At 70.9% G+C, this 21,563-nt stretch carries 19 protein-coding genes and 1 tRNA gene; 8 read left to right on the top strand and 12 right to left on the bottom strand.

Going from position 1 to position 21,563, the window contains the following annotated elements; translation table 11 throughout:
- Nucleotides 1–17: 17 nt before the first annotated feature.
- The 9 genes from prfA to argS form a co-directional block, all read right to left on the bottom strand.
- Nucleotides 18–1,094 carry a peptide chain release factor 1 gene (gene prfA / locus ABEB28_RS21635; RefSeq protein WP_345729986.1) on the bottom strand — a complete coding sequence of 359 codons (1,077 nt, stop codon included), beginning with the start codon at nt 1,092–1,094 and terminating at the stop codon, nt 18–20.
- Between the two features lie 95 nt (nt 1,095–1,189).
- Nucleotides 1,190–1,408: a 50S ribosomal protein L31 gene (rpmE, locus tag ABEB28_RS21640; protein ID WP_345729987.1), complete on the bottom strand. Its 219-nt coding sequence runs from the start codon at nt 1,406–1,408 to the stop codon at nt 1,190–1,192.
- Between the two features lie 586 nt (nt 1,409–1,994).
- On the bottom strand, nt 1,995–2,780 hold the full coding sequence (locus ABEB28_RS21645; protein ID WP_345729988.1) for a glycoside hydrolase family 16 protein: 786 nt from the start codon (nt 2,778–2,780) through the stop codon (nt 1,995–1,997).
- 283 nt (nt 2,781–3,063) lie between these two features.
- The gene (gene rho, locus ABEB28_RS21650; protein WP_345729989.1) at nt 3,064–5,250 is read right to left on the bottom strand and encodes a transcription termination factor Rho; all 2,187 of its coding nucleotides are present in this window, start codon (nt 5,248–5,250) and stop codon (nt 3,064–3,066) included.
- A 410-nt stretch (nt 5,251–5,660) separates the two neighbouring features.
- The gene (gene thrB / locus ABEB28_RS21655; RefSeq protein ID WP_345729990.1) at nt 5,661–6,593 is read right to left on the bottom strand and encodes a homoserine kinase; all 933 of its coding nucleotides are present in this window, start codon (nt 6,591–6,593) and stop codon (nt 5,661–5,663) included.
- Complete coding sequence (thrC, locus tag ABEB28_RS21660; protein WP_345729991.1) at nt 6,590–7,693, bottom strand: threonine synthase; 1,104 nt, start codon at nt 7,691–7,693, stop codon at nt 6,590–6,592. Before thrC ends, thrB begins: the two co-directional genes overlap by 4 nt.
- Nucleotides 7,690–9,018 carry a homoserine dehydrogenase gene (locus tag ABEB28_RS21665; RefSeq protein WP_345729992.1) on the bottom strand — a complete coding sequence of 443 codons (1,329 nt, stop codon included), beginning with the start codon at nt 9,016–9,018 and terminating at the stop codon, nt 7,690–7,692. Before ABEB28_RS21665 ends, thrC begins: the two co-directional genes overlap by 4 nt.
- Complete coding sequence (gene lysA / locus ABEB28_RS21670) at nt 9,015–10,403, bottom strand: diaminopimelate decarboxylase (RefSeq protein WP_345729993.1); 1,389 nt, start codon at nt 10,401–10,403, stop codon at nt 9,015–9,017. The genes ABEB28_RS21665 and lysA overlap by 4 nt, the downstream gene beginning before the upstream one ends.
- A 220-nt stretch (nt 10,404–10,623) precedes the next feature.
- Nucleotides 10,624–12,279 carry an arginine--tRNA ligase gene (gene argS / locus ABEB28_RS21675; RefSeq protein ID WP_345729994.1) on the bottom strand — a complete coding sequence of 552 codons (1,656 nt, stop codon included), beginning with the start codon at nt 12,277–12,279 and terminating at the stop codon, nt 10,624–10,626.
- Between the two features lie 221 nt (nt 12,280–12,500).
- Here argS and ABEB28_RS21680 point away from each other — a divergent pair, with 221 nt between their 5' ends.
- The 4 genes from ABEB28_RS21680 to ABEB28_RS21695 all read left to right on the top strand — a co-directional run bounded on the left by ABEB28_RS21680 (nt 12,501) and on the right by ABEB28_RS21695 (nt 15,387).
- On the top strand, nt 12,501–13,523 hold the full coding sequence (locus ABEB28_RS21680; protein WP_345729995.1) for a thioredoxin-like domain-containing protein: 1,023 nt from the start codon (nt 12,501–12,503) through the stop codon (nt 13,521–13,523).
- 44 nt (nt 13,524–13,567) lie between these two features.
- Entirely contained in the window at nt 13,568–14,368 is an 801-nt protein-coding gene (locus ABEB28_RS21685) for a DUF305 domain-containing protein (RefSeq protein ID WP_345729996.1), read from the top strand.
- The gene (locus tag ABEB28_RS21690; protein ID WP_345729997.1) at nt 14,365–15,195 is read left to right on the top strand and encodes a thioredoxin-like domain-containing protein; all 831 of its coding nucleotides are present in this window, start codon (nt 14,365–14,367) and stop codon (nt 15,193–15,195) included. Before ABEB28_RS21685 ends, ABEB28_RS21690 begins: the two co-directional genes overlap by 4 nt.
- 120 nt (nt 15,196–15,315) lie before the next feature.
- Nucleotides 15,316–15,387, top strand: a tRNA-Arg gene (locus ABEB28_RS21695).
- A gap of 4 nt (nt 15,388–15,391) precedes the next feature.
- Here the strand turns inward: ABEB28_RS21695 and ABEB28_RS21700 are convergent.
- The 3 genes from ABEB28_RS21700 to ABEB28_RS21710 form a co-directional block, all read right to left on the bottom strand.
- Nucleotides 15,392–16,360: an acyl-CoA desaturase gene (locus ABEB28_RS21700; protein WP_345729998.1), complete on the bottom strand. Its 969-nt coding sequence runs from the start codon at nt 16,358–16,360 to the stop codon at nt 15,392–15,394.
- A gap of 196 nt (nt 16,361–16,556) precedes the next feature.
- Nucleotides 16,557–17,372: a SigB/SigF/SigG family RNA polymerase sigma factor gene (locus ABEB28_RS21705; protein ID WP_345729999.1), complete on the bottom strand. Its 816-nt coding sequence runs from the start codon at nt 17,370–17,372 to the stop codon at nt 16,557–16,559.
- A 161-nt stretch (nt 17,373–17,533) separates the two neighbouring features.
- Nucleotides 17,534–18,151 (bottom strand): hypothetical protein, encoded by a 618-nt coding sequence (locus ABEB28_RS21710; protein WP_345730000.1) that lies wholly within the window; start codon nt 18,149–18,151, stop codon nt 17,534–17,536.
- A 286-nt stretch (nt 18,152–18,437) separates the two neighbouring features.
- Between ABEB28_RS21710 and ABEB28_RS21715 the strand changes: the two genes are divergently transcribed.
- From ABEB28_RS21715 to ABEB28_RS21730, 4 genes are all read left to right on the top strand, one after another.
- On the top strand, nt 18,438–19,292 hold the full coding sequence (locus tag ABEB28_RS21715; protein ID WP_345730001.1) for a glycosyltransferase family protein: 855 nt from the start codon (nt 18,438–18,440) through the stop codon (nt 19,290–19,292).
- Nucleotides 19,293–19,506: 214 nt separating this feature from the next.
- Nucleotides 19,507–20,211 (top strand): GAF and ANTAR domain-containing protein, encoded by a 705-nt coding sequence (locus tag ABEB28_RS21720; protein ID WP_345730002.1) that lies wholly within the window; start codon nt 19,507–19,509, stop codon nt 20,209–20,211.
- 71 nt (nt 20,212–20,282) lie between these two features.
- Nucleotides 20,283–21,026, top strand: coding sequence for an ANTAR domain-containing protein (locus ABEB28_RS21725; RefSeq protein WP_345730003.1), 744 nt, complete (start codon nt 20,283–20,285; stop codon nt 21,024–21,026).
- Between the two features lie 321 nt (nt 21,027–21,347).
- Entirely contained in the window at nt 21,348–21,524 is a 177-nt protein-coding gene (locus ABEB28_RS21730) for an RGCVC family protein (protein WP_345730004.1), read from the top strand.
- Nucleotides 21,525–21,563 lie beyond the last annotated feature (39 nt).

The raw sequence follows: 21,563 nt of genomic DNA on the forward strand, positions 1-21,563 counted from the left end.
ACGGGGAGGTGAAAGCGTTACTCGGCGGTGGCGAGCCGAGCCGCGTTGTCGGCCTCGGTCAGCGCGTTCAGCACGCCGTCCAGGTCGCCGTCGAGCACCTGGTCGAGGTTGTAGGCCTTGTAGTTCACCCGGTGGTCGGAGATCCGGTTCTCCGGGAAGTTGTACGTCCGGACCCGCTCCGACCGGTCGACGGTCCGCACCTGCGACCGCCGCGCGTCCGAGGCCGCCGCGTCCGCGTCGGCCCGCGCCTGCGCGAGCAGCCGGGCCCGCAGGATCCGCAGCGCGGACTCCTTGTTCTGCAGCTGCGACTTCTCGTTCTGGCAGGAGACGACGATCCCGGTCGGCAGGTGGGTGATCCGGACCGCCGAGTCGGTCGTGTTGACGCTCTGCCCGCCCGGGCCGGACGACCGGTAGACGTCGATCCGCAGGTCGTTGGGGTCGACGGTGACGTCCACGTCCTCCGCCTCGGGCATGACCAGCACACCGGCGGCGGACGTGTGGATCCGCCCGGCCGACTCGGTCACCGGAACCCGCTGCACGCGGTGGACGCCGCCCTCGTACTTCAACCGCGCCCAGACGCCGTCCGGTGCCCCGGCGCGACTCTTCACCGCGACCGAGACGTCCTTGTAGCCGCCGAGGTCGGAGCCGGTGGCGTCGATGACCTCGGTCTTCCAGCCCTCCCGCTCGGCGTAGCGCAGGTACATCCGGAGCAGGTCACCGGCGAACAGGGCCGATTCCTCGCCGCCCTCACCGGCCTTGATCTCCAGGATGACGTCCTTGCCGTCGTCCGGGTCGCGCGGCAGCAGCTGCTCGCGGAGCCGCGCCTCCAGCGCGGGCAGCCGAGCGGCCAGCTCCTCGGCCTCCTCGGCGAACGCCGCGTCGTCGGCGCCCAGCTCGCGCGCCGTGGTCAGGTCGCCCTGTACGGCTTCGATCTCCCGGACCGTCGCCACCACCGGGCCCAGCTCGGCATAGCGCCGTCCCAGGTCACGGGCGCGTCCCTGGTCGGTGTGGACCGCGGGGTCGGCCAGTTGCCGCTCGAGCGACGCGTACTCGTCGAGCAGGGCGGTGAGCCGATCGGTGCGGGTGTCGGTCATGTCGGGAGCGCTCCGAGCGTCGATGGTGACGAGTGCTGGTGACAAACACAGCGCCCGCCCACCCTGGAACAGGGCGGACGGGCGCTGTGAGGACGCTACTTGGCAGCCTGACGCTTACCGAAGCGACGCTCGAACCGGGCCACGCGGCCACCGGTGTCGAGGATCTTCTGCTTGCCCGTGTAGAACGGGTGGCACTGCGAGCAGACGTCGGCGTTGATGACGCCGCCGGTCGCGGTGCTGCGAGTCGTGAAGGTGCTCCCGCAAGAGCAGACGACCTGCGTCTCGACGTACTGCGGGTGGATGTCGGGCTTCATGGTTCCTCTTCTCTCGTGGTCGCCGGGTCGCAGGCCCCCAGACGGAGAGCAGCGTGAACCGGTACCGATGAGGTCCAGTGTGTCAGACGGATAGCCGTTTCTCCCAACGCGCGACCCGGGCATCCGATTCCCGCGGCCCGGCGTTCATCCGCTGAGTAACGCCGTCCCGCGTCGCTCCTGACGTGACCGCTGGGCAGCGCGAACGGGCACGCTAGCGGCCCGCGGAGCCGGGCGCGGGCACGCTAGCGGCCGCGGAGCCGGGCGCGCACAGGACGCTAGCGGCCGCGGAGCCGGGCGCGCACAGGACGCTAGCGGCCGCGGAGCCGGGCGCGCACAGGACGCTAGCGGCCGCGGAGCCGGGCGCGCACAGGACGCTAGCGGCCGCGGAGCCGGGCGCGCACAGGACGCTAGCGGCCGCGGAGCCGGGCGCGCACGCGGGTCCAGAGACCGCCGCTCGGGCGGAAACGGGGGCAGCCGCAGAGCGCGCAGTCGGTGCCGCGCCGGTAGTGCCGGTGCGCGCGCTCCGCGTGACCACAATCACACTCCGTGTCACCAGCCATCCATCGCCCCCGGACGCCGCCGCCGATCAGGCCGAGCGGCGAGCGTACGCCACCACCCAGTCGACCTGCAGATTCACCTGGGCGGGCGTGGACGAGTCGGGGCAGCGCTGCCAGGTGTGGCCGCAGTACCACGCCTGCGTCTGCAGCGCGAGCGCCATCGGCTGGTCGGGCACGCGCTCGTCGAGGAGCGTCGCCCACACCCTCCCGTCCACGGTGTACGCCAGCCGACCGGGCGTCCACTCCACGCCGACGACGTGCCAGTCGGTGAAGTCGCCGGTGACGGAGCGTTCGATCTGCGAGCCGCCGATCGCGTGCAGCGTGGCGTGGAGTCGGTCGCGCCGGTCGCCGTTGTCCTCGGCGAAGTCGATCTCCGGCGGCCAGCTGTCGTCCACCGGCCAGAGCAGCAGCGCGTACGAGATGCCCTTGCCGCGGTCGGCGCGGAACCGCACCTCGTACTTGCCGTACGTCTGCTTCAGGCTGTTCCTGGTGGAGACGCCGCCGGTCACCCACTTCCGACGCGCTTTCTGGTACGCGCCCCGAATCGTGAGGACGCCGTCGGAGACCCGGACGTGGGCCGGATCGAACCAGCCGGCCGGGTCCCCCGACGGCTGGCCGTCGTAAGCCAACCACCGGTTGCTCAGCTCGGTGCCGGTGAAGTCATCGCTCAGGACGCGGCGCCACCCGGCCAGGTCGGTGGCGGGCATCGCGGTCGCCGCCGAGCCAACCGCGTTCACCGGCCCGGCCGACGTCGTCCCGCAGGCGGTGAGCGCCAGCACGACGACGATCGCGAGAGCTATGCCCGCCCGCTTCATGCCCGCAGACTACCCAAATCAGCCCAAAGTCCCGCGCAGCTGCCCGCGCCCCCGAACGGGACGAGGTCCGGTTTCGGGAAAACCACCGCTCGGGCGGTCCTCACACGTTGACTTTCGGAAAGCCACCCCCACGAGCGGCCCCCACACGCTGGCTTCGGGACAACCGTCCCGCACCCCGGCCCCGCACGGCGCGTTCTCGGTAAACCCGCCCAAGGCCCCGCGGGGAGTTCTGGAAACGCCGCGGGCCGGCCCCCGGAGAGGCCGGCCCGTGACGGGGAACGACTCAGTCGTTCGAGACGGTCGTCTTCTGCACCTGCATCAGGAACTCGATGTTCGTCGAGCTCTTCCGCAACCGGTCCAGCAGCATCTCGATCGCCTGCTGCGGCTCGAGCGCGTGCAGCACCCGGCGCAGCTTGTGGATGATCACCATCTCTTCCGGCGCCAGCAGGATCTCCTCCTTACGGGTGCTGGACGCGTCCACGTCCACCGCGGGGAAGATCCGCTTGTCGGCGATCTTGCGGTCGAGCTTGAGCTCGGCGTTGCCGGTGCCCTTGAACTCTTCGAAGATCACCGTGTCCATCGTGGAACCGGTCTCGACCAGCGCGGTCGCCAAGATGGTCAGCGAGCCGCCGTTCTCGATGTTGCGCGCCGCGCCGAGGAACCGCTTCGGCGGGTAGAGCGCGGTCGAGTCGACACCACCGGAGAGGATCCGGCCGGACGCCGGGGCCGCCAGGTTGTACGCACGACCCAGACGGGTAATCGAGTCGAGCAGCACGACCACGTCGTGACCCAGCTCGACCAGCCGCTTCGCCCGCTCGATCGACAGCTCGGCGACCGTGGTGTGGTCGGACGGCGGGCGGTCGAACGTCGAGGCGATGACCTCGCCCTTCACCGACCGCTGCATGTCGGTGACCTCTTCGGGCCGCTCGTCCACGAGGACCACCATCAGGTAGCACTCGGGGTTGTTCTTGGCGACGGCGTTGGCGATCGCCTGCAGCACCATCGTCTTACCGGCCTTCGGCGGCGAGACGATCAGCGCGCGCTGGCCCTTACCGATCGGCATGACCAGATCGATGATCCGGGTGGTCATGATCGTCGGCTCGGTCTCCAGCCGCAGGCGCTCCTGCGGGTAGAGCGGCGTGAGCTTGTGGAACTCGGGGCGCTTCCGCGCCTCCTCCGGCGGGACCCCGTTGACGGTGTCGAGCCGCACCAGCGCGTTGTACTTGTCGCGCCGCTCGCCCTCGCGGGGCTGGCGGACCGCACCGGTGACGGCGTCACCGCGACGCAGACCGTTCTTGCGCACCTGCGACATCGAGACGTAGACGTCGTTCGGGCCGGTCAGGTAGCCGGACGTCCGGACGAACGCGTAGTTGTCGAGGATGTCGACGATGCCAGCGACCGGGATCAGGACGTCGTCGTCGGCGACCTGCGGCTGCTGCTCGTCCCCGCTGAACCGCTCGGTGCGCTCGTTACGGCCACGACGGTTCCGCTCCCGGAATCGGCCGCGGCGCCGGCGACCGCCGCCCTCGCCGTCGTCGTCGTCCGAGTCGGCGTTCTGGTTCTGGCTCTGGCTCTGCTGGCGGTCGTTCTGCTGCGCCTGGCTGTTGACGCGGTCGCGGTTCCGCTGGCCGCGCTCGCCGCGGTCACCACGCTCGCTACGGTCACCACGCTCGGAGCGGTCACCACGCTCGGAGCGCTCGCCGCCTTCTTCGCTCGCGCGGCCACCCTGGCGGTCGCCGTCGGCGGCGGGACGACGGTCGCGAGATCGCTCCCGGCGCTGCTCGCCGCCCTGGTTGTCGTCACGGTCGCCGCGCTCGGTCCGGTCACCGCGGTCACGACGGCCGCGCTGGCCGCCCTCCTCGGACGACGGGGTCTCGCTGGACGGCGCCTCGGTGTTGTCACCGCTGGGCGTCTCGGCCGGAGCAGCCGACTCCCGCGCGGGCCGTTCCGGCGCCGGAGCCGACGCGGTGGCCTGCGCCGGGGCGGCGACCTGCGGTTCCGCAGTGGCCACCGGCGCGCCCGACGTGGTCGGCTCGGCTGCGGCGGGCGCACCCGCGGCGCGGCTGGCGGCACGACGACGACGGGTCGTCGTGGTGGCCGTGGAGGTGGCCGGCTCCGCGTCCACCGGGAGCGTCGGCTGCTCGGCGGGAGCGTCCGTGGCGGACGCACGCGGCGCCGGCACGGTCGCGGCCTTCGCGGGCTCCTTGCTGGCCCCCGAACCAGCCTGGCGCGCCTCGATGGCGGCGATGAGTTCACTCTTCCGCATCCGGCCGATGCTCGGAATACCGAGGTCAGCGGCCATTTTCTGCAGCTCGGGCAGAAGTTTCGCGGACAAACCCCCCGCCCGGCGGCGGGTCTTGGCCGCCGGGGCACTGGCCCGGTCGGCACCGGTATCCGGCGCCGGGGTCAAGGTGCCCGCCGCCGCAGAAGCGTCCTGCGACTGAGGGGCGATATCAGTGGTGTCGCTCAATGGGGGTCCTTCCCTGCGACGGGCGACGGCTGACGTAGCCGTACGGCCGGGTATGGAGCACCGGTCTGACGACCGGTCTTGACCACCCGTCGGCAGACGGATGGATCGGGGACAACCGCGCCTGACCTCAAGAGGGTGCCGGGGTGGAGCGCTCTCTGGCTCGACCTCAGCGCCGGTTGCGGTCAGGTACCGCCCCCGCTGCATCGGCTGGAGTTGCCGGCGGGAGCGCTCAGAAGACACTCGGCCCGGCGTGATCGCGCGCCCGAGGGCGGCTGTGCTGCCTAGCAGCGTAGACGCACGCGTCCACTCGCAGCAACACATCCCGCCACCGGCGTGTTCCCGGCGGCGTCCGGATGACGTCGTGGGAGTTCCGCTGGATACGTCACACTCGTATCACCGCAGGTCACGGCTCAGCGCTGGATAACCGCCGCGCCGGCCGTCGAAACGTCGAGCGCGGTTACCGCAAAGGTATCCGAACCGGCGACCTTCGTCGCAATCGCCTCCACCCCCTCCGTGCCGGGCATTGCGGAGAACGCCAGCACGGTCGGTCCGGCTCCGCTGACCACCGCCGGGATCCCCTCGGCGCGCAAGGCGTCGACGAGATCGAGGCTCTGCGGCATGGAGGGCCGACGGTAGTTCTGGTGCAGCCAATCGCGGGTGGCGGGCAGGAGCAGCTCGGGCGCGGCGGTGAGCGCGCGGACGAGCAGCGCGGCCCGGCCGGCGTTCGCGGCGGCCTCGGCGTGCGGCACGTCCGCGGGCAGCAAACCCCGGCTCGCGGCGGTGTAGCCGCGTAGGGCGGGCACGCAGATCACCGGGTGCACGCCGGCCGCCGGCTCCATCCGCGCGGCGCGAGCCCGGCCGGTGACGTCGTCCGCCCAGGCGATCGTGACGCCGCCGAGCAGGCAGGGCGCGACGTTGTCCGGGTGACCCTCGATCTCCGCGGCCAACGCGAGCGCGGCCTCGTCATCGAGCAGTTCGTCGCCGCCCTCGACGAGCGCACGGGCCGCCACGATGCCGCCGACCACGGCTGCGGACGACGAGCCGAGGCCGCGCGCCTGGGGGATGGTGTTCACGCACCGTAGCCGCAGGCCGGGTGGCTGGCCGCCGAGCCGATCGAACGCCGCCCGAGCCGCCCGGACCAGTAGGTGCCCCTCGTCCCGGGGCAGGTCGGCCGCGCCCTCGCCGTCCAGCTCGACGGTCAGGCCGGTGTCGGCGACCGCCAGCTCGACCTCGTCGTACCAGGTCAACGCCGCACCGAGCGCGTCGTAGCCGGGGCCGATGTTCGCGGTCGTGGCCGGTGGCCGGACGGTCACCGGCCCGCCCCGGAAGACCGGACCGCTCACGCGAGGCCCAGTTCCGCGGCCGCGACCGCGGCGTCGACCGGAACCGTGCGCGGCGCCGGCGCACCGGAGATCGCCCAGTCCGGGTCCTTCAGGCCGTTGCCGGTGACCGTGCAGACGACCCGCTGGCCGCGCTCCAGCGTCCCGGCTTCGGACGCCGCGAGCAGACCGGCCACCGACGCGGCCGAGGCGGGCTCCACGAACACGGCCTCGGAGCGCGCGAGCAGCCGGTACGCCGCGAGGATCTGCCGGTCGGTCACGGCCTCGATGGCACCGCCCGACTCGTCCCGCGCCGCGATCGCCTTCGTCCAGGACGCGGGGTTGCCGATCCGGATCGCGGTGGCGATCGTCGACGGCTCGCGGACGACCTCGCCGGAGACGAGCGGCGCCGCGCCGGCGGCCTGGAAGCCACGCATGACCGGCCGCTTCGTCGCCCAGCCGTGCTCGTGCGCCTGCACGTACCCACGCCAGTAGGCGGTGATGTTGCCGGCGTTGCCGACCGGCAGGAAGTGCGCGTCCGGAGCGTCGCCGAGCGCGTCGACGATCTCGAACGAGGCGGTTTTCTGGCCTTCGAGCCGGTACTCGTTGGTCGAGTTGACCAGGCTGACCGGGTACTCCAGCGCGAGCTTGGACGCCAGCTGGAGGCAGTCGTCGAAGTTGCCGCTGACCTGCAGGAGCTTCGCGCCGTACACCAGCGCCTGCGCCATCTTGCCGAGCGCGATCTTGCCCTGCGGGACCAGCACCGCGCAGACCAGGCCGGCGCGCGCCGCGTACGCAGCCGCCGATGCCGAGGTGTTGCCGGTGGACGCGCAGATGACCGCCTTGGCGCCCTCCTCGACCGCCTTGGTGATCGCCATCGTCATCCCGCGGTCCTTGAACGAACCGGTCGGGTTGGCGCCCTCGATCTTCAGGTAGACGTCGCACCCGGTGCGGTCGGAGAGGATCGGAGCCGGGAAGAGCGGCGTCCCACCCTCACGCAGCGTAATTACCGGCGAACCGTCAGAGACCGGCAGGAACTCCCGGTACTCCTCGATGATTCCCCGCCAGGCGGGTCTCGATCCGCTCCGGGTTACTCCCGCTGGCTGGACGCCGCGCGCGTTCACTTCGCCTCTCCCCCTTCGACCCGCATGACGCTGACGACGTTCCGGACGATCGACAGCTCGCGCAGCGCGTCCACGGTGGCCGCGAGCGCGGCGTCGGTGGCGGTGTGCGTCACGATCACCAGCGTCGCGTCGTCGCCACGCCCCTCCTGCCGGACCGTCGAGATGCTCACGTCGTGCCCGGCGAACGCGGCCGCCACCTCGGCGAGCACCCCGGCCTTGTCGGCGACGTCGAGCGAGATGTGGTAGCGGGTGCGCGCCTCGGCCACCGACCGGATCCGCAGGTCGGCGTAGGGCGACTCGGCGGCCGTCCGGGCACCGGCCAGCCGGTTACGGGCCACCGCGACCAGGTCCCCCACCACCGCGCTGGCGGTCGGTGCACCACCGGCGCCGCGTCCGTAGAACATCAGCTGACCGGCGGCGTCGGCCTCCACGAAGACCGCGTTGAACGCGTCCCCGACCGACGACAGCGGGTGGGTGCGCGGCAGCATCGCGGGGTGGACCCGGACGCTCACCGACTCCCCGCCGGACGGGTCGAGGTGTCGCTCGGCGATGCAGAGCAGCTTCACCGTGCAGCCCATCGCCTTCGCGCTGGCCACGTCCGCGGCGGTGACCTCGGTGATGCCCTCGCGGTAGACGTCGGCCGCGGTGACGCGGGTGTGGAACGCGAGCGAGGCGAGGATCGCGGCCTTGGCCGCGGCGTCGAAGCCCTCGACGTCCGCGGTCGGGTCGGCCTCGGCGTACCCCAGCTCGGTGGCCTCGTCGAGCGCCTCGTTGAAGCCGGCGCCGGTCGCGTCCATCTGGGACAGGATGTAGTTCGTCGTCCCGTTCACGATGCCGGTGACGCGGGTGAGCCGGTCACCGTGCAGCGACTCCCGCAGCGGGCGGACGATCGGGATCGCGGCGGCGACCGCGGCCTCGTAGTAGAGGTCGGCGCCTCCGGCCGCGGCGGCGTCCTGAAGCGTCGCCCCGTCCTCGGCCAGCAGCGCCTTGTTCGCGCTGACCACCGACTTGCCAGCCTTCAGCGCGTCGACCAGCCAGCTGCGGGCCGGCTCGATGCCGCCGACCACCTCGACGACCAGGTCGACGTCCTCGCGGACCACCAGCGCGTGTGCGTCCGTGGTGAACAGCGCCGGGTCGATTCCCAGGGCACCGCGATCCCGGCCGCTGCGGCGGACGGCGATGCCGGCCAGTTCCAGCGGTGCGCCGATGCGCGCGGTCAAATCGTCCGCCTGCGTCTGGAGCAGTCGGACGACCTCGCGGCCGACCGTGCCGCAGCCGAGCAACGCGACCCGGAGGGGTCGCTTCTCGGACTCCTTGCTCGTCATCCGACGTCCAGCCGCATGAGGTCGTCCTCCGTCTCGCGCCGGACCAGGACCTTTCCGGTCCCGTCGGCCACCGCGACCACCGGTGGACGCGGCGTGTGGTTGTAGTTACTCGCCATGCTCCGGCAGTACGCGCCGGTCGCCGCGACGGCCAGCAGGTCGCCGGGCACCGTGTCGGACGGCAGCCAGACGTCCTTCACGACGACGTCGCCGCTCTCGCAGTGCCGACCGACCACGCGGGCCAGCATCGGCGGCGCCGTGCTGGCCCGAGAGGCCAGCACGCACGTGTACTCGGCGTCGTAGAGGGCGGTGCGCAGATTGTCGCTCATGCCACCGTCGACGCTCACGTAGGTGCGGGTCCCGCTGCCGGTGTCCACCGGCTTGACGGTGCCGACCTCGTAGAGCGTGACGCCGGCCGGGCCGACGATCGCGCGTCCCGGCTCCACCGCGATCCGGGGCAGCGCGAGGCCGGCCGTCGAGCACTCGGTCTCGACGATCCGGCGCAGCTCCTTCGCGACCGCGTCGATCTCGATCGGCGTGTCGCCGGTGACGTAGGCGATACCCAGGCCGCCACCGAGGTCGATCTCGGGCAGCTCGACGTCGTGTTCGTCGCGGATCTGCCGCAGCAGCCCGACCAGCCGGTGCGCGGACACCTCGAAGCCGGACGTGTCGAAGATCTGCGAGCCGATGTGGCTGTGCAGGCCGACCAGCTCCAGGCCGGGCTGACGCAGGACCCGGGCCACCGCCTCGGCGGCCTCGCCACCGGAGAGCGAGAACCCGAACTTCTGGTCCTCGTGGGCGGTCGCGATGTACTCGTGCGTGTGCGCCTCGACGCCGACCGTGACCCGGATCAGCACCTGCACCGTCGTTCCGGCCTGCTGGGCGATCTCGGCGAGGCGGACGATCTCCACGAACGAGTCGATCACCACGCGGCCGATCCCGGCCTCCACCGCACGCCGCAGCTCCGCGGTCGACTTGTTGTTGCCGTGCAGCGCGATCCGCTCCGGCGGGAACCCGGCGGTGAGCGCCACCGTCAGTTCACCACCGGTGCAGACGTCCAGGTGCAGGCCCTCCTCGGCGACCCAGCGGGCGACCCCGCGGGAGAGGAACGCCTTGCCCGCGTAGAACACGTCGCCGCCGGTGAACGCCTCGGCGTAGCCGCGGGCCCGAGCCCGGAAGTCGCGCTCGTCCAGCACGATCGCCGGCGTGCCGAACTCGGCGGCCAGGTCCCGGACGTCGACGCCGCCCAAGTGCAGGACGCCGTCGACCCGGGTGGCGCCGGCCGGCCAGATCCCCGGGTCGAGCGCGTTGAGGTCGCCGGCGGGACCGCCCAGGTGGGAAGCGGGCAGAACCTCGGCGTGGCGAGGTCCTGCCGGGTGAGCCCTCACATCCGCCCCCTCAGGATCTCAGCAGCGGAGACGCCGCGTCCCACGGGCCGGTTCACATCCGCCCCCTCAGGATTTCAGCAGCGCAGACGCCGCGTCCCACGGGCCGGTTCACATCCGCCCCCTCAGGATTTCAGCAGCGCAGACGCCGCGTCCCACGGGCCGGTTCACATCCGCCCCCTCAGGATTTCAGCAGCGCAGACGCCGCGTCCCACGGGCCGGTTCACATCCGCTCCGGAGCGGAGACGCCGAGCAGGCCTAGTCCGTTCGCGACGACCGTGCGGGTGGCCACGTTGAGCCAGAGCCGGGTCCGGTTGAGGTCGGTGATCTCCTCGTCTCCCTTCGGGATCACCCGGCACTCGTCGTACCAGCGGTGATAGGTGCCTGCGAGCGATTCCAGGTAGTGCGCGATCCGGTGCGGTTCGCGCAGCTCGGCCGCGCTCGCCACCACGCGGGGGAACTCGCCCAGCGCGCCCAGCAGCGCCGACTCGCGCTCGTGCGTGAGCAGTTCCGGCTTGAACGCAGTCTCGTCGAGCGTGATGCCTACGTCAGCTGCGTTTCTGATGACGGCCGCCGTGCGAGCCGCGACGTACTGCACGTAGAACACCGGGTTGTCGTTGCTGCGCCGGGCCCAGAGGTCCAGGTCGATGTCGATCGTCTGGTTGACGCTGGAGCGGGAGAGCGCGTACCGGGACGCGTCGACCCCGATCGCGTCCACGAGCTCTTCCATCGTGACGACGGTCCCGGCGCGCTTCGACATCCGGACCGGCTGGCCGTCCTTGACCAGGTTGACGAGCTGACCGATCAGTACCTGGATGTTGTAGTTCGGGTCGTCGCCTGCGCAGGCCGCGAGCGCCCTGAGCCGCTGCACGTACCCGGTGTGGTCGGCTCCGAGCATGTAGATGCAGATCTCGAACCCGCGCGCCCGCTTGTCGAGGTAGTAGGCGGCGTCCCCGGCGACGTAGGCGGCCTCGCCGTTGCTCTTGATGATCGGCCGGTCCTTGTCGTCCCCGAAGTCGGTGGTGCGGAGCCAGACCGCGCCGTCCTTCTCGAAGATGTGACCATGCTCACGGAGCGTGGCGACCGCCCGCTCGACCGCGCCGGACTCGAACAGCGAGTTCTCGTGGAAGTAGACGTCGAACTCGACGCCGAAGTCGCGCAGGCTGTTCTTCACCTCGTCGAACATCAGGTCGACGCCGACCCGGCGGAAGACCTCCTGCGGGTCGTCGCTGGCCAGCGCGTCGGGCTCCCGGCGCAGGACCTCGGCCGCGATCTCGCCGATGTAGTCGCCGCCGTACCCGTCCTCCGGGGTGGGCTCGCCCTTCGCCGCAGCCAGCAGCGACCGCGCGAACCGGTCGATCTGCGCGCCGTGGTCGTTGAAGTAGTACTCGCGGGTCACCTCCGCGCCGGACGCCTCCAGCAGCCGGGCCAGCGAGTCGCCGACCGCGGCCCACCGCACGCCGCCGATGTGTACCGGTCCGGTGGGGTTCGCCGAGACGAATTCGAGGTTGATGCGCAGCTTGTCCAACGTGTCGGTGCGCCCGTAGGCGGCACCGGCCGTGACGATCGCGCGCGCCAGCTCGCCCTGCGCGGCGGCGTCGAGCGTGAGGTTGAGGAAGCCGGGCCCGGCGACGTCGGCCTTCGCGACGCCGTCGACGCCCGCGAGGGCCTCCGCCAGCCAGCTCGCCAGGTCCCGGGGCACCACCCCGGCGCGCTTCGCGACCTGCAGTGCGACGTTCGTCGCGTAGTCGCCGTGCTCCGGGTTACGGGGTCGCTCCACCGTCACCGCGTCGGGCAGCATCTGCGGATCGAGTCCGCGCTCGGCGAAGACAGCGCGCGCGGCAGCGAGGATCGCGGCCGAAAGGGCATCGGGAGTCACTACGTCATGCTATCGAGCGTCGCTGGGCAGCCCCGCCCGCTACCGTGGGGGCGAGCGCACGCGTGCCCCGCGGGCCGAGCGCGCGGAACGAGACGCGATCATGAGTCGTTACCTGATCGGGCCTCGGTTGCCTGGAGTGCCGGCCCGCACGCACGGTCCGCATCCTCCCCGGGGCCTTCGCCAGCACGGCGGGCCCGCGCACGGAAGTCATGAAAGGTCCCATGCCGTCCAACAGCACGCAGCGCAGGTCCGGTTCCGGTAAGCGGCCCGAGCGCGCCTCGACCGGCAAGTCGACCCCGGCCGAGAAGGTCGCGAGCACGCCGACCGAGCCCACGGCCGAGGCGGCCGACCCCGACACGCCCGGCACCGAGACGCCGAGCGCCGAGAAGTCCGGCGCGACGAAGGCTGCCGAGAAGAGCACGGGCGCCAAGACGACGGCGAAGACCACCGCAGCCAAGGCGGGTGCCACGAAGCCCGGTGCCGCCAAGCCAGGGAAGTCCACCCCCGGCCGCGCGGGTTCCGGCGGCGGGAAGGGCCCGACCGGTCGGGGGCCCGGCAAGGGGCCGGCCGGCAAGGGCGGCGGCCGCGGCCGGCAGCCGGTGAAGGTCGTCAAGGCGGGCCTGCCCTGGGGCAACATCGCGCTCGGCGGCATCGTGGCGATCGTCGCGCTGAGCATCATCGGCTACGGCGTCTGGTACTCGTGGGACGCCAGCAAGCCGTTCGGCGAGCGCCGGTCGCAGCAGATCGACGGCGTGCAGAACTACCGGGCCAAGGACGTCAAGTGGCTCACCCAGAACCACGTCGGCGGCAAGGTGAAGTACGAAACCGCACCGCCGGTGGGCGGTAACCACAACGGCGCGTGGGAGAACTGCAACGGCGACGTCTACGCCAAGCAGATCCCGAACGAGCACGCCGTGCACAGCCTCGAGCACGGCGCGGTCTGGGTGACCTACAACCCCGACCTGCCGCAGGCGCAGATCGACCAGCTGGCCAAGAAGGTCAAGGGCAAGGACTACATGCTGATGAGTCCGTACCCGGGGCTCGACAAGCCGATCTCGCTGCAGGCGTGGGGCTTCCAGCTCAAGGTCGACAGCGCGAGCGACAAGCGGATCGACGAGTTCATCACCCAGTTCCGGCTGAACGCCACCGTGGAGTCCGGCGCGAGCTGCTCGAACGGCGTCACCGTGACCGGTGACACGCCGCAGGAGGCCGGGGCCACCGACGGGATGAACCCCGGTAGCTGACCGAACTCGGTAATCGACAGGACTCTGTAGCCGATTGGGGTGGGGTGGCGCACGGACGGGGGTTCGTCGGCGCGCGGCGTCGGCTCGACGAACTCGACGCAGAGGACGCTTCGGCCGGCGTCGGTGACGACGCCGGCGACGTCTCGTCGGCCGAGCCGACGACTAACGACGAGGCGGACGCTCAGCCGCGCGCCGACCACGACGGAGCGGACAGCGGGGGCACCGCCGCGCGGCGGTCGGGGCGGAAGACGCGCATCTTCCGTGCGGTGATGGCCGCGCTGCTGGTGCTGGCGGTCGGACTCGGCGTCGGCTTCTGGGCGGGGAAGCCGCACCGGCCGGGCGACGACTCGGCGGACGCCGGCTTCACCCGCGACATGCTGACCCACCACGCCCAGGCCGTGACGATGGCGTCGCTGGAGTACCGGGTCACCACCGACGGAGGGCTGCGGCAGCTCGCGATCGACATGACGCTGACCCAGCAGGCGCAGATCGGTCTGATGATCGGCTGGCTGCGCAGCTGGGACCTGACGCCGACCAGCACCGAGCCCGCGATGGCGTGGATGCCCGATGGCGGACGGACGCTGATCGTCGACGGACGAATGCCCGGCATGGCCAGCGACGCTCAGTTGCGGCAGCTGCGCACGTCCACCGGCACCGCCAGGGACCTGCTCTTCATCGAGCTGATGATCCAGCACCACCTGGGCGGTATCCACATGGCGGACGCCGCGCTGAAGCAGGCAGAGGACGACCAGGTGCTGCACCTGGCGCGGGAGATCAAAACGTCGCAACAGTCGGAGATCGACGCGTTGCAACAGGCACAGAAGCGGTTGAGCGGAGAGAAATGAGCTCGACGTCGCCCGGCGAGTCACCACCGCACGGGGAGGTCCCGCCCGCACCGGACGGCACACCGGGTTACCCGCCGCCGGGATACCCGCCGAACGCCCCGCCGGGCGGGTACCCGTCCAGCGGCTACCCGCCGCCGACCGGCTTCCCGCCGCCCGGCGGATTTCCGCCCCCGACCGGCTTCCCGCCTCCTGGCGGCTTTCCACCCCCGGCAGGCTTCCCGCCGCCGGGTGGAGCCAAGCCGCCGCGCAGCAACGGCAAGCTCGTCGCGGGCATCGTCATCGGCGTCGTGCTGGTGCTGCTGGTCTGCGGCGGCATCGTCACCACCACCGTGCTGGTGCTGAACAACAGCCCGAGCACCTCGACGGCGACCACGATCGACGGCGTCGTGGACTACCGCAAGACGCAGCCGGAGATCCTCACGACCAAGCACGTCGACAGCGCCCCCGGCTACCCGGTCACACCGCCGGTCGGTGGCGACCACAACACCCAGTGGCAGAACTGCCAGGGCGACGTCTACGCCGCGAAGATCGACGACACCCGCGCCGTCCACAGCCTCGAACACGGCGCGGTCTGGATCACTTACCGGCCAGGCCTCCCGGCCGACCAGCTCGAAGCGCTGAAGCGGCGCGTCGTCGGCAAGAACTACACGATGCTGAGCCCGTACCCCACCCTCGACCAGGCGATCTCGCTGCAGGCCTGGGGTTATCAGCTCAAAGTCGACGACGCCGACGACGAGCGCATCGACGAATTCCTGACCAAGTACCGCATGTCCGCGTCGATCGAGTCCGGCGCGCCCTGCAGCAACGGCTCAACAGCCACCGACTGACGCCGGGCCCGACAGGCGTTGCACACTCGCATCCCCGATAGCGGCCAGAAGTGTGCAACGCCTCCCCGGACCTGATGCGCGAGCTGCCGAGGGCTGCTGCTAGGCTTTAGCCGTTCCTGAGCCCCCGTAGCTCAGGGGATAGAGCACCGCCCTCCGGAGGCGGGGGCGCAGGTTCGAATCCTGCCGGGGGCACTCGCTAATGATCGACGTTGCGCTTGGTCGCCAGCCGGATCGGATCGGGCCACCGAACGTCCCACGCCCAGCCCAGTCGCTCGAACACCCAGATCAGCCGAGCCGACGGATCGAGCTGTCCGCGCAGCACTCCGTGGCGCGCACCGGTCGGGTCGGCGTGGTGGGAGTTGTGCCAGCTCTCGCCGAACGACAGGATCGCCAGCGGCCAGAAGTTCGTCGCCCGGTCCTTGTCCCTGCTGACGAACGGCCGAGAGCCGACGACGTGGCAGATCGAGTTGACCGACCAGGTCACGTGGTGCAGCAGCGCCATCCGCACGAGACCGCCCCAGAACAGGCCGGTCAGCGCGCCCGTCCAGGACCAGGTGACGAGGCCACCGATCACGGCGGGGGTCAGAAGCGAGACCGCGATCAGCGGGCCGAACAACCGGTCCACGGTCCGCATGTCGCGGTCGGCGACGAGATCGGGCGCGAAGCGAGCCCGGTTGGTCGTCTCCTTGTCGAAGAACCATCCGCAGTGGGCGTAGAACAGGCCCTTGGCCAGGGCGCCGACGCTCGTCCCGTACCGCCACGGGGAGTGCGGGTCGCCCTCTCGGTCGGTGAACGCGTGATGGCGACGATGGTCGGCCACCCACTGGATGACCGAGCCTTCGACCGCCAGCGAGCCGGCGACGGCCAGCGCCACCCGGAGCGGGCGACGGGCTTTGAACGAACCATGGGTGAGGTAGCGGTGGTATCCGACCGTCACCCCGAGCCCCGTGATCACGTAGCCGGTGACGGCCATCGCGGCGTCGAGGGCCGTGAGACCCCAGCCCCAGGCGAGCGGCACGGCGGCGACCAACGCGACGAACGGCAGGGCGACGAAGGTCCACAGGGTGACCAACGAGAGGGTGGAGTGCGGGCTGTCGATCAGCAGCGGCTTCGGCTGACGGGGCGCCGGCGCCGGTCTGGTGGGGGCGGAGGTATCTGTGCTCATGCCATGGCTCCTCGGCGCACCTCGTCGGCTCACCCGTCGTAGTGACGAGCGGTTACCGGACGGGGACGTAGCGAACGAATACTGGACGGGCCGCGGAGTCTGGGCGGCCGGCCACCGTGGACGTGTCCACACAGTGGGGCAATTGTCGTGTACCCGAATTTTCGCCGAGGAAACCGGCCATCGCGGATTGCGTCGATCAGCCCGGGACGAACATGCCTTTCCGCAGCTGGGCCAATGTTGCGGACAGCAGTCGCGAGACATGCATCTGGGAGACACCGATCTCCTGCGCGATCTGCGTCTGGGTCTGCTCCTCGACAAACCTCAGGTACAGGATCCGGCGTTCCCGCGGCGGCAACGCCGCCACCAGCGGGGCGAGCGCCTCGTGGTCGTCCACCCGCTCGAACGGTCGGTCGAGATCGGGGAGCAGGTCGCCCAGCGTCGGCGCGCCCGGCCGCGGCGTGCTCGGCCGGTCCAGCGATCCGGCCGTGTACGCGTCGCCGGCCTGCAGTCCCTCGATGACCTGCTCCCGAGGTAGTCGCAGATACGTGGCGAGCTCACCGGCCGTGGGCGCGCGGCCGGTGCGGTGCGACAACTCCTGCGTCGCAGCGCGCAGCTGCAGATGCAGCTCTTGCAGACGACGCGGCACCCGCACGTCCCATCCGCGGTCCCGAAAATGTCGGCGCAATTCCCCGGTGATCGTCGGAATCGCGTACACGGGGAAGGCAATTCCCCGACCAGGGTCGAAACGATCGACGGCCTTGATCAGCCCGACGCGGGCGACCTGCACCAAGTCGTCGAGGGGCTCACCGCGGTCGCGAAAGCGCCACGCCAGGTTGCGTGCGAGCGACAGATATTCGGTGACCAGCGCGTCCCGAACCACACCTCGTTGTCGGTCGTCGACGGCCAGTCCCGCGAGCCGCACGAACAGCCCGTCCACCACTGCAGGGTCCGGGCGTGTGCCGGCGAGCCGGTCGGCACGGTCCGGAGTCTTCTCAAGCGTGTCCGGGCTCACGGGGCCTCCTCGGCACGTCGAGACCGGATGCCCGCGACGCCTTGCCATAGCACGCGATCCGGTTCGGACGGGCGATCCCGTACAGCCGAGCACGGATCAGCGCTCTCGCACCTTTAGTAACCAGTTCCCGGGTGAACGAACCCTCGTACCGAGTCGGCCGGCTACTCCAGGAGATCCTCGGCGTCGAGGTCTTCCAGGCGAACCGCGTCCCGGCCATCGAAGACGACGAGTACCCCGTCGGCGGTCGGGCCGCCCTCCGCGAACCGCAGGACCCACTCGCTGCCCGGGTAGAACGTGATCTCCGGACCGGCCAGCCGAGCTGCGTCCCCCACCGAGGTCCGCGCCAGGCGCGTCGCCGCGTCGACGTACCGGTCGGTGTCGAGCAGGACGTCCGCGAGCAACAGCAGATCGACCTCGGCGACGTCCTGCCCCTGTTGCAGGAGGATGCTGAACCAGCCCTCGGTCAGGAACCGCCAGAGCACGATGCCCTGCGGGCCCTCCTCCGGCTCCACCAGGAATCGCAGCGCCCGCACGGCGGAACCGTCGATACCGGCACGCGCTGCGGTCCGGCGAGGATCCGCGTCGAAAGCGTCGATCGCTTCGCGGGACGGGAAGCTGAGCAGATGCGCTTCCGTGCAGCCGTCCGCCGACCGGACGCGTCGCTCGACCAGCGCCCCGTGATCGGGCAGCAAGCCCAGCACGAGTTCCTCGTACCGCGCCAGGTTCTGCGCTTGGTCAGGAGGAACTCGAACAAAGGCCACCATCGTCAGGCTGGTCATGACCCGACACTAATCCCCCGACGTCCGGAGCCTCGGACGAGCGTCGTCCACTGTCCCCAGCACGTAACTACTGACTGCTATCGTTCCGGATGTTTGAGTAGCGCTTCCATCGCCGTTAGTACCACTTCGCGCGAGCCGAGACCCCGCTCGTTCGGTACCGGGTTTCAGCGACCGATCAACCCACCGCCGCTAGCCGGCGCGCATGCCGCAGGCGACGCCTCGTCGACGCCTCCAGGCCTCTCCGCGCCGCATCTCGGACGGTCGGGTCCGTCCACGAGGGGCCCTCGTGACCGTTCGATACAGCTTTGTCAGCACTTACCCGCCGACCCGCTGCGGCCTGGCCGGTTACACGGCTTCACTCCGCGCCGCGTTGCCCGGCGACGACGCCGTTGACCGGCCCGTCATCAGGGTGACGGAGGAGGCGCGGGACGACTCACCGCCCGAGGTGGTCGCCGAGCTGCTGGCCGGCGACCGGGGCAGTCTGCGGCGCGCGGCGAGCGAGATCAACCTCACCGACGTCGCGATCGTCCAGTACGAAGACGGCCTCTACGGCGGCCCCGACGGAGAAGAGGTGCTCGCCCTGCTGGACGCGATCCGGGTGCCGCGGATCGTCGTACTGCGCACCGTTCCCGCCGCTCCCTCGTGGCGGCAGCGGTGGGTGCTGCAGTCCATCCTGGACCGGTCCGAAGCGATCGTCCTGTTGACCGTCGCGGCGAAGAATTGCCTGGCGGCCGAGTACCGGGTCGCTCCCTCGAGACTCCACGTCATACCGTACGGCGCCCATCCGGTCGGACCACCGGCACCAGTCCGACCTCGCGGACGACCCACCGTCGTGACCTGGGCGCTGCTCGGCCCGGGCGAAGGCATCGAGTGGGGCATCGACGCTCTGCGAGAGCTGCATGACCTCGAACCGCGGCCGCAGTACGTCATCGCCGGCCCAACCCACCCGAGGGTGCTCGCGCTCGAGGGCGAGGCGTACCGGGAACGGTTGTCGGCGCACGTCCGCCGCTGCGGACTGGACGACTACCTCCACTTCGACGAGCAGTGCGGCGACGCCGCATCGCTGGAACGGTTGATCGCTGCCGCCGACGTCGTCCTGCTGCCCTACGACTCCCCGACCAGATCTCCTCCGGGGTGCTGAGCCAGGCCGTCGCGGCACCTCCTGCCGGTGGTGGCGACTCCGTTCCCACAGGCGTTGGAGATCCTGGCCGATGGGGCCGGCCGGCTGGTCCCGTACCGCGACCCGTACGAAGCGTAAGGTTGGCACGCGTCGTACGGAGGAGGGCCATGCAGCGCCCGGTACGCAGCCAGTCGACCGGCTCCTCCTCGAGGTGTCGGCGGTCGGCTGCTGCTCCGTGACCGCGGATAGGCGCGCGAAGGTGCTCGCCGCACTTGCGGAGCAGGATCCTGGCCTGCCGATGCAGGAGAGGATCTGCGCTACGGCGGTCCTGGCGCTACCGGTCACCGGGGCCGGGCTGAGCCTGATCGGTGGTGCTCGCGGCCATCGCATTCTGGTCCACGGCACCGACCCGGTGGCCCAGCGGCTGGAAGACCTCCAGCTGACGTTGGGCGTGGGGCCGTGCGTGGAGAGCGTCCGCCGCGGCGGCCCTGTGCTGGTGCCGGACCTGGAACGTCAGCCGGACGCACGATGGCCCGGGTTCATCCGCCCGGCGCTGGAGGCCGGTGTGCGTGCGATGTTCGCCTTCCCGCTACAGGTCGGCGCGGTCTGTCTCGGGGCGCTCGACCTGCACCGGGACCGGGTCGGTGGCCTCGTCGACGACCACCTGGCGGATGCCCTGGTGTTCACCGACCTGGTGACGGCGACCCTGCTGGACGCCCCGCTCGACGGCGTCAATGCGGGGCACGGGCCGAGTGACTGGCTGAGCCGCGCGGACAGCGTCGTCTACCAAGCATCGGGCATGGTGAAGGTGCAGCTCGGTGTGTCGATCGACGACGCGCTGCTGCGCATGCGTGCCCACGCGTTCCTGCGCGATCAGACGATCTCCGCGGTCGCCCAGGAGGTCGTGAACCGTCGGCTGCGGTTCGACCCCGATCCGTAGCAACGATCGCGCACCCGTTCCGGATGGCCGGCAAGACCCCTTCGATGCCCCGGCAAGCAGGAGAGATCACCATGGACCTTGTGGACGAGGCCACACGCCCGGACGACGGGCGCGAGGGCCGGCTGGCCGCCGCCTTCGTCCAGCTTGCTGACACGTTGGTCGACGATTTCGACGTGATCGACCTGCTCGCGCTGCTGGCGGAGTACTGCGTCGACCTGGTCGGCGCCACCGCGAGCGGCATTTTGCTCACCGATCAGCGCGGGGCTCTGCGGGTGGCCGCAGCCTCGTCGGAGGCCGCCTGGGTGATGGAGCTGTTCGTGTTGCAGGAGGACGAAGGCCCCTGCTACGAGGCCTGCCGCACGGGGCTGTCGGTATCGGAGCCGGATGTCGCCAGCTCGACGTCGCGATGGCCGACGTTCAGCGCACGCGCGCGGGAGGTCGGCTTCGGGGCGGTGCACGCCCTGCCGCTGCGGCTCCGGGGAGAGACCATCGGAGCGTTGAGCCTGTTCTCCAGCGCGACCGGCCCCCTACCGGCCCAGCAAGCCTTGTTGGCCAGAGCGTTCGCCGACGTAGCGACCATCGGCATCCTGCAGCAACGGGCGATCCACGAGCGTGAGGTGCTCGCCGAGCAACTCCAGACGGCTCTCAACAACCGGGTCGTCATCGAGCAGGCCAAGGGCGTCCTCGCCGAGCGGCACGAGCTCGGCCTCGAGGCCGCGTTCTCCCTCCTGCGAAGCACCGCGCGCAAGCGTCGAAGCCGTCTGATCGACCTGGCCAGGGCCGTGGTGGCCGACTCCGAAATTCTCGGCGACTGATTCGTTCCTTCGCGCGTCATTGTTTCCCCGACGAGATCCGGCTCCCCGAATGTCGAGCCGGTCCCTGGACGTCCGATCGGCGCGTAACGAACGGCTCACCCGGGTGTAGGCTCGGGGGTGAACGGAGGCTCCGCCCCTGGTATCCCTACCAGCGAGTGGGCGAACCATTTCCCAGTGCCGGGTTCCATGATTTCCACGTTCGCGAAATCGGCTCGGCTGCTCGGGAGTTCCGCTGATTCGATGAACAATGCCGCGGCCGAATCCCCTTGGCACGGACGAGTCGGTCGGAGAATCCGCTTCACCGAAGCAATGGAGTAATCGATGACGAGCCCCGTGACTATCACCGAGGACCGAGCGACCGGCCCCGACGAGAAAGACTCCGCCGTTCAAATCTGCGATGTCTGCGCGCACGCCGCCGAGGGGCACGACCCCATCTCGCGTCGCTACTGCGCCGCCACGCTGGCGAACGCGCTGAGCCGCAACTGCATCTGCCCCTGATCGGGCCGGTCCGGCCGGCCGGCCGGCCGACGTCGCCGT

The sequence above is a fragment of the Cryptosporangium minutisporangium genome (assembly GCF_039536245.1).
Taxonomy (GTDB): Bacteria; Actinomycetota; Actinomycetes; order Mycobacteriales; family Cryptosporangiaceae; genus Cryptosporangium; species Cryptosporangium minutisporangium.

What these genes read in the sequence shown, in the direction of transcription:
- ABEB28_RS21725 (WP_345730003.1), top strand. Translation starts at nt 20,283, where the DNA reads ATGGACCTTGTGGACGAGGCCACACGCCCGGACGACGGGCGCGAGGGC.
- ABEB28_RS21710 (WP_345730000.1), bottom strand. Translation starts at nt 18,151, where the DNA reads ATGACCAGCCTGACGATGGTGGCCTTTGTTCGAGTTCCTCCTGACCAA.
- ABEB28_RS21700 (WP_345729998.1), bottom strand. Translation starts at nt 16,360, where the DNA reads ATGAGCACAGATACCTCCGCCCCCACCAGACCGGCGCCGGCGCCCCGT.
- ABEB28_RS21645 (WP_345729988.1), bottom strand. Translation starts at nt 2,780, where the DNA reads ATGAAGCGGGCGGGCATAGCTCTCGCGATCGTCGTCGTGCTGGCGCTC.
- rpmE (WP_345729987.1), bottom strand. Translation starts at nt 1,408, where the DNA reads ATGAAGCCCGACATCCACCCGCAGTACGTCGAGACGCAGGTCGTCTGC.
- ABEB28_RS21730 (WP_345730004.1), top strand. Translation starts at nt 21,348, where the DNA reads ATGACGAGCCCCGTGACTATCACCGAGGACCGAGCGACCGGCCCCGAC.
- prfA (WP_345729986.1), bottom strand. Translation starts at nt 1,094, where the DNA reads ATGACCGACACCCGCACCGATCGGCTCACCGCCCTGCTCGACGAGTAC.
- ABEB28_RS21680 (WP_345729995.1), top strand. Translation starts at nt 12,501, where the DNA reads ATGCCGTCCAACAGCACGCAGCGCAGGTCCGGTTCCGGTAAGCGGCCC.
- ABEB28_RS21665 (WP_345729992.1), bottom strand. Translation starts at nt 9,018, where the DNA reads ATGACGAGCAAGGAGTCCGAGAAGCGACCCCTCCGGGTCGCGTTGCTC.
- ABEB28_RS21690 (WP_345729997.1), top strand. Translation starts at nt 14,365, where the DNA reads ATGAGCTCGACGTCGCCCGGCGAGTCACCACCGCACGGGGAGGTCCCG.